Raw genomic sequence first — 7,499 nt, forward strand, 5'->3', positions numbered from 1 at the left:
TTGCTGAAAAAAACACCAGCCAATTCGGTGTATTCACAGTGATTTTACTTTTTCATCACCTTTTCGACAGTGATTTCCCTCATAAACCGACGGATTGAAACCGTTCCGGCATGCAGGCAGTGTAACCGAGCCCGCCTCGGAACGGTTTGACCTGTGTCATTTCGCGCGAAACTGAGAACGGGTACCGGAAAATACAGGCGAAAAAAAAGCACCCGAAGGTGCTTTTAACGGCATAAGAAATGCGGAGTTACTTCAGTAACGCCTGTGCCTGAGCAACAACGTTATCAACAGTGAAACCGAACTCTTTGAACAACAACTCTGCCGGAGCAGATTCGCCGAAGCTATGCATACCGACGATTGCACCGTTCAGGCCGACGTATTTGAACCAGTAATCAGCGATACCGGCTTCAACCGCAACACGGGCAGAAACGGCTTTCGGCAAGACCGATTCACGGTAAGCGGCGTCTTGTTTGTCGAAGGCATCCGTAGACGGCATGGAAACCACACGCACTTTGGTGCCCGCAGCAGCCAGTTTGTCAGCCGCTTCAACAGTGATACCCACTTCAGAACCGGTGGCAATCAGGATCACGTCCGGCGTACCGTCGCAATCTTTCAGCACGTAACCCCCGCGCGCCACGTTGGCCAGTTGTTCAGGCGTACGTGGTTGCTGGGTCAGGTTCTGACGGGAGAAAATCAGGGTAACCGGGCCGTCGTTACGCTCAATCGCGTATTTCCATGCCACAGCAGATTCAACCTGATCCGCAGGACGCCAGGTGCTCATGTTTGGCGTAACGCGCAGGCTGGCAATTTGCTCAACCGGCTGGTGCGTCGGGCCGTCTTCGCCCAGACCGATGGAGTCATGGGTGTACACGAAAACGTTGCGGATTTTCATCAGTGCCGCCATACGCACCGCGTTACGCGCGTATTCCACAAACATCAGGAAAGTCGCAGAATACGGCAGGAAACCGCCATGCAGCGCGATACCGTTGGTGATTGCTGTCATACCGAATTCACGCACGCCATAATGGATGTAGTTACCCGCCTGATCGTCGCCGATAGACTTCGAACCAGACCACATGGTCAGGTTGCTGGGTGCCAGGTCAGCAGAGCCGCCCAGGAACTCAGGCAACACTTTACCAAAAGCTTCCAGCGCATTCTGGGAGGCTTTACGGCTGGCGATGTTTGCAGGGTTAGCCTGCAGCTGTTCGATGAATTTCTGTGCTTCAGTTTCCCAGTTTGCTGGCAGCTCGCCGTTCACACGACGTTTGAACTCTTTTGCCAGCTCAGGATAGGCTTTCGCATAGGCATCAAACTTGTCGTTCCACGCGGCTTCTTTGGCTTTACCGGCTTCTTTCGCATCCCACTGCGCATAGATATCTTGCGGGATTTCAAAGGCGGCATATTTCCAGCCCAGCGCTTCACGGGTAGCGGCTACTTCAGCTGCGCCCAGTGCGGCACCATGTACATCGTGAGTACCGGCTTTGTTCGGCGAACCGAAACCGATCACGGTTTTACACATCAGCAGGGAAGGTTTGTCGGTAACTTTATGCGCTTCTTCAATGGCCGCTTTGATGGCGTCAGGATTATGACCATCAACACCACGTACCACGTGCCAGCCGTAAGCTTCGAAACGTGCCGCGGTATCGTCGGTGAACCAGCCTTCTACGTGACCATCAATAGAGATACCGTTGTCATCATAAAACGCGGTCAGTTTGCCGAGTTTCATGGTACCGGCCAGCGAACACACTTCGTGAGAAATGCCTTCCATCATGCAGCCGTCGCCCAGAAACGCATAGGTCTGGTGATCGACAATGTCATGGCCTGGTTTGTTGAACTGTGCTGCCAGCGTACGTTCTGCAATAGCGAAACCGACGGCATTCGCGATGCCCTGTCCCAGAGGACCGGTGGTGGTTTCAACGCCAGGCGTATAACCGTATTCCGGATGGCCCGGGGTTTTAGAGTGCAGCTGACGGAAATTAGCCAGTTCGCTCATCGGCAGATCATAGCCGGTGAGATGCAGCAGGCTGTAAATCAGCATAGAACCATGACCATTGGACAGCACGAAACGGTCACGGTCCGCCCAGTGCGGGTTAGTCGGGTTATGATTAAGGTAATCGCGCCACAGCACTTCGGCAATGTCTGCCATGCCCATAGGGGCACCAGGGTGGCCGGAATTCGCTTTCTGCACGGCATCCATACTAAGTGCGCGAATAGCGTTCGCAAGCTCTTTACGAGAGGACATGTTCTACTCCAGGTCGGATTAAAAAAGCAGTCAAGAAAGTCATTTTCTCAGACTCGGCATTAAAACGGCAATCTCTAATCACTCTCGTGATTAAGTTCACAAAATCCGCTTTTAAATCAGTGCGTTTTTTCGGACTTACACTATAGATCGTGCACTGCCAAAAACCTATCTTAACGCTATCCTTACAGTCAGAGCCTTTTTCAGGCTGTATTCGCTGTTTTGTTAACTTTCTCCGGGAACCCAAATTGATGAAATTTCACCCTGTTATGTTGAGCCTTTTTGCCGCATCGCTGGTCAGTGGCTGCGCTAATGTCAATACCGATACCTTAATGCAGTCCGGCGCGCAGGCTTATCAGGCCTATACGCTGAGTGACGCCGACGTTAAAACACTGAGCGTACAGTCCTGCGAGGAGATGGATAAAAAGGCACAACTTGCTCCCGACAGCAGTGAATACGCACAACGCCTGAAAAAAATCTCGGCGGCACTGGGTGATAACATTAATGGCACCCCTGCCAACTATAAGGTTTACCTGACCAAAGACGTCAACGCCTGGGCGATGGCGAACGGCTGCATCCGTGTTTACAGCGGCCTGATGGATATGATGAATGACAATGAAGTGGAAGGCGTTCTCGGTCATGAAATGGGTCACGTCGCGCTCGGTCACACCCGCAAAGCCATGCAGGTCGCTTACAGCGCTACCGCAGCACGCTCTGCAATTTCTTCGCTTGGTGGCGTCAGCGCCACCTTGTCGCAGTCACAACTGGCGGACCTGGGCGAGAAATATGTTAACGCACAGTTCTCCCAGAAGCAGGAATCCGAAGCGGACGATTATTCTTTCGATCTGCTGAAAAAACGGGGTATTGATCCGACAGGTCTGGCGACCAGTTTTGAGAAGCTGGCCAAACTGGATCAGGGGAGCAGTATCGGCTGGTTTGACGATCACCCGTCTTCAGAGGCACGTGCGAAACATATACGTGAACGTATCGCTGCCGGAAAATAACCCCATTAAGGCGCAAAATGTTGCGCCTTTCACTTTCATTTCGCACAACAATGATTTCTGCTTCATGGTTAATAAAGAAACAATTTTACCTATCAATATAAAATACGTTCACAAAATAAGTAACGAAAGCAGGACGTAAAAACGCCCGGACAAGCCGGGCGTTGAGGCGCAGAGAATAAAAGAACCGGACTTTTATTCGTCTTCCAGATAGGTATAACCGTATAAACCGGCTTCAAACTCTTCGACAAACTGGGCCTGCAATTCGGCATCCAAATCTGTTTCTTTCACCTGATCGCGGAAGCGGGACAGCAATACGTTAGGATCCAATTGCACGTATTCCAGCATGTCCGCAACCGTATCGCCTTCATCTGACTGCTGCACTTCAATGCTGCCGTCAGGGAAGACAAACACATCCACCGCAGCAGTGTCGCCGAACAGGTTATGCATGTTGCCGAGAATTTCCTGATACGCACCGACCATAAAGAAACCCAGCACCGGCGGATTCTCAGGGTCATACGGCGGCATTGGCATGGTGGTCGCGACGCCGTCACCGTCGATATAGTGATCGATAGTACCGTCGGAGTCACAGGTGATGTCCAGCAGTACCGCACGGCCTACAGGCGGTTTATCCAGACCTTCCAGCGGCAGAACCGGGAACAACTGATCGATACCCCATGCATCCGGCATCGACTGGAACAGCGAGAAGTTGACGTACAGTTTGTCCGCCATACGTTCCTGCAATTCGTCAATAATCGGGCGGTGAGCACGGTTACTCGGATCCAGCTGATCCTGAATTTTATTACAGATATTCAGGTAGATATCTTCCGCCCAGGCACGCTGCGTCAGATCCAAAATTCCGTGCGCATATTGTGAATGGACATCGTGCAGGTCCATCTGGCTGTCGTGCAGCCATTCACGAAGCGAGCGCCGGTTTTCCGGATCGTGCATTTCGTTCCAGGTATCCCACATGCTGCCCAGCGCACGCGGTGCATCCGGTTCAGGTGCCGCCGGCTCTTTAAACTCATTGCGCTCAACACCAATGACATTCGACACCAGCACAGTATGGTGCGCGGTCACGGCACGACCAGACTCAGTGATCACCGTCGGATGCGGCAGACCATGTTCGTTACAGGCGTCGCCGATCCCCCAGATAACGTTATTGGCATATTCATTCAGGCCATAGTTCACCGAGCAATCAGACTGTGAACGGGTTCCTTCGTAATCCACACCCAGGCCACCGCCCACGTCGAAGCACTGAATATTAACGCCCAGTTTGTGCAGTTCTACGTAGAAACGCGCGGATTCACGTACACCGGTCGAGATGTCACGAATATTCGCCAGCTGTGAACCCAGGTGGAAATGCAGCAGTTGCAGGCTTTCCAGACGCCCTGCCTCACGCAACATTTCGACCAGTTGCAGAACCTGAGAGGCTGCCAGGCCAAACTTAGATTTCTCGCCACCGCTGGACTGCCATTTACCGGAGCCCTGTGAGGACAGACGCGCACGCACGCCCAGACGCGGAACAACGTTCAGGCGTTCAGCTTCTTCCAGCACCAGTTTAATCTCAGTCATCTTCTCGATAACCAGATAAACCTTGTGCCCGAGTTTCTCGCCGATCAGGGCCAGACGGATGTATTCACGGTCTTTATAACCGTTACAGACGATCACGGAACGGGTCATCCCGGCGTGCGCCAGCACGGCCATCAGCTCAGCTTTTGAGCCGGCTTCCAGACCCAGCGGTTCACCCGATTCCACCAGCGATTCAATGACACGGCGGTGCTGGTTGACCTTAATCGGGTACACCAGGAAGTAGTCACCCTCGTAGCCAAAAGATTCACGCGCACGTTTAAAGGCGGCGTTAATCGAACGCAGACGGTGCTGTAGAATTTGTGGGAAACAGAACAATGCCGGCAGACGCTGACCGTCCTGTTCCCGCATGTCTTTTACCAGTTGCGCCAGATCGACACGGGCAGAAGGCTCGTCTGGATCCGGGCAAACACTGATGTGGCCCAGTTCATTGACGTCATAATAATTGTTACCCCAATAGGCAACGTTGTAAGTGCGCAGCATCTTGCTGGCATCACGATCGTTCACGGCAACCTCCTGCATGGAGCGCAAAAAAACAGTATCGTCCGAATGTGGCGGACGGTGGGACTGGATGTCATCAGACATAGGTAAATCCTCTTTCTATACTGACAACATGGCCAGCCACTATCGCAGTAACAACAGGTGAGAACAACCCGCAAGCCTGGCTTTCAGACAGGATAAAACCCTGTATGCCGCAGCCATAGGACTGTTTTCTACTCATATCATTGTAAAACACGTTTTTAGACTCCGTGTAACGAGTCGGGAGAAATCAGGGACGGATGCCCCGGGAGATCGCAGGCTACATCAGTTATATGTCGGAAGTGCGATGTACGCACAGCCGGGTTTACTGAGCAGCGTACAGATGTCGGCGGCTGACCTGTCTATAGTCAGACTGTCTGTAACATCGAAGAGATAACAGACGTTTTGCTAACAGAAATGCTGAGGAGAATGCTGCAGGGCGCAATGAAGGCTGCAGGGGATGCTGTTGAAATGTTACAAGCGGTAAAAAGTGGGTCATTAAACTAACCACCTCCACACGTGCCACGCATCACCCGCGGGCATTCGAGCTGAGAAAACAGTAATTACTGGAATACGCTGCATCTGCAGGGCCTGCAGAAATATGCATAGCGCGCGCCGTTTATACCGGCAACCCGCTGTAATTGCAAAATGAAAATGTGGTGTAAATAGTTTCAGGCCGTGAATATCACTGCAAACCCGCACAATAACACCCACTCTGTCACAAAAATGACTGGCATTCGGGACACCTGCTATCCTAAAATAGCCGTCCAGATGTTAATCCGTCCACACGCATGGGTGGTTTAACGCGCAAACTGCTTCAAGGCTTTGCCTAATGGGGACATGCAGGACGCATTGCGACAATGGCGAGCTCCGCTCCTCATCTGCCCGTCACCCCAGTGCTATGCAGTGATATCTAACCCGTCGTATGTAAGGTAAAGAACATAATGGCTAAACACCTCTTCACGTCCGAATCCGTTTCGGAAGGACATCCAGATAAAATTGCTGACCAGATTTCCGATGCCGTACTGGACGCAATTTTAGAGCAAGACCCAAAAGCACGTGTTGCATGTGAAACTTATGTCAAAACCGGCATGGTCCTGGTTGGCGGTGAAATCACCACCAGCGCATGGGTCGACGTTGAAGAAATCACACGTCAGACTGTTCGCGAAATTGGCTATATCCATTCTGACATGGGTTTCGATGCCAATTCCTGTGCAGTGCTGAGCGCTATCGGTAAGCAATCTCCGGATATCAATCAGGGCGTTGACCGTACTGATCCGCTGGAACAAGGCGCGGGTGACCAGGGGCTGATGTTTGGTTATGCGACCAACGAAACCAGCGTACTGATGCCAGCACCTATTACTTACGCACACCGTCTGGTGCAGCGTCAGGCTGAAGTGCGTAAATCAGGCACGTTGCCGTGGCTGCGCCCTGATGCCAAAAGCCAGGTCACTTTCCAGTATGACGAAGGCAAAATCGTCGGCATCGATGCGGTCGTACTGTCTACCCAGCATTCAGAAGACATCTCGCTGAAAGATTTGCAGGAAGCGGTGATGGAAGAAATCATCAAACCTGTGTTGCCAGCAGAATGGCTGAACGCCGGTACCAAATATCATATTAACCCGACCGGCCGTTTCGTTATCGGCGGCCCGATGGGTGACTGCGGTCTGACCGGTCGTAAAATTATCGTGGATACTTACGGCGGCATGGCCCGTCACGGTGGTGGTGCGTTCTCCGGTAAAGATCCGTCGAAAGTTGACCGTTCAGCGGCTTACGCAGCACGTTATGTGGCAAAAAACATCGTGGCTGCTGGTCTGGCTGACCGTTGTGAAATTCAGGTGTCCTACGCGATTGGCGTGGCGGAACCGACTTCCATCATGGTGGAAACCTTCGGCACCGGTAAAGTTTCCAATGAACAACTGACCCTGCTGGTACGCGAGTTCTTCGACCTGCGCCCATACGGTTTGATCCAGATGATGGATCTGTTACACCCAATCTACAAAGAAACCGCAGCCTACGGTCACTTTGGCCGTGAGCATTTCCCTTGGGAAAAAACCGACAAGGCCGCTCAGTTGCGCGAAGCCGCTGGTTTATAAGAAACCCGGGCGTCATAAAATCTCTTCAACCCCGCCGCAAGCGGGGTTTTTTAT

Annotated in this window: 4 protein-coding genes; 2 read left to right on the top strand and 2 right to left on the bottom strand. The window is 52.2% G+C overall.

What is annotated here, in order from left to right; genetic code table 11:
* Window positions 1-247: 247 nt before the first annotated feature.
* A complete protein-coding gene (tkt, locus tag J1781_RS06145) occupies window positions 248-2,242 on the bottom strand; it encodes a transketolase (protein ID WP_217157689.1) in 1,995 nt (664 codons plus the stop codon).
* 248 nt (window positions 2,243-2,490) lie between these two features.
* Between tkt and loiP the strand changes: the two genes are divergently transcribed.
* On the top strand, window positions 2,491-3,243 hold the full coding sequence (gene loiP / locus J1781_RS06150) for a metalloprotease LoiP (protein ID WP_217233335.1): 753 nt from the start codon (window positions 2,491-2,493) through the stop codon (window positions 3,241-3,243).
* A 192-nt stretch (window positions 3,244-3,435) separates the two neighbouring features.
* Here loiP and speA read toward each other — a convergent pair whose 3' ends face one another.
* On the bottom strand, window positions 3,436-5,415 hold the full coding sequence (gene speA / locus J1781_RS06155; RefSeq protein ID WP_129953025.1) for a biosynthetic arginine decarboxylase: 1,980 nt from the start codon (window positions 5,413-5,415) through the stop codon (window positions 3,436-3,438).
* Between the two features lie 878 nt (window positions 5,416-6,293).
* Here speA and metK point away from each other — a divergent pair.
* Window positions 6,294-7,445 (top strand): methionine adenosyltransferase, encoded by a 1,152-nt coding sequence (gene metK, locus J1781_RS06160; RefSeq protein WP_129953026.1) that lies wholly within the window; start codon window positions 6,294-6,296, stop codon window positions 7,443-7,445.
* The last annotated feature ends 54 nt before the right edge of the window (window positions 7,446-7,499 follow it).

This window comes from Rahnella perminowiae, assembly GCF_019049695.1.
Lineage (GTDB): Bacteria > Pseudomonadota > Gammaproteobacteria > Enterobacterales > Enterobacteriaceae > Rahnella > Rahnella perminowiae.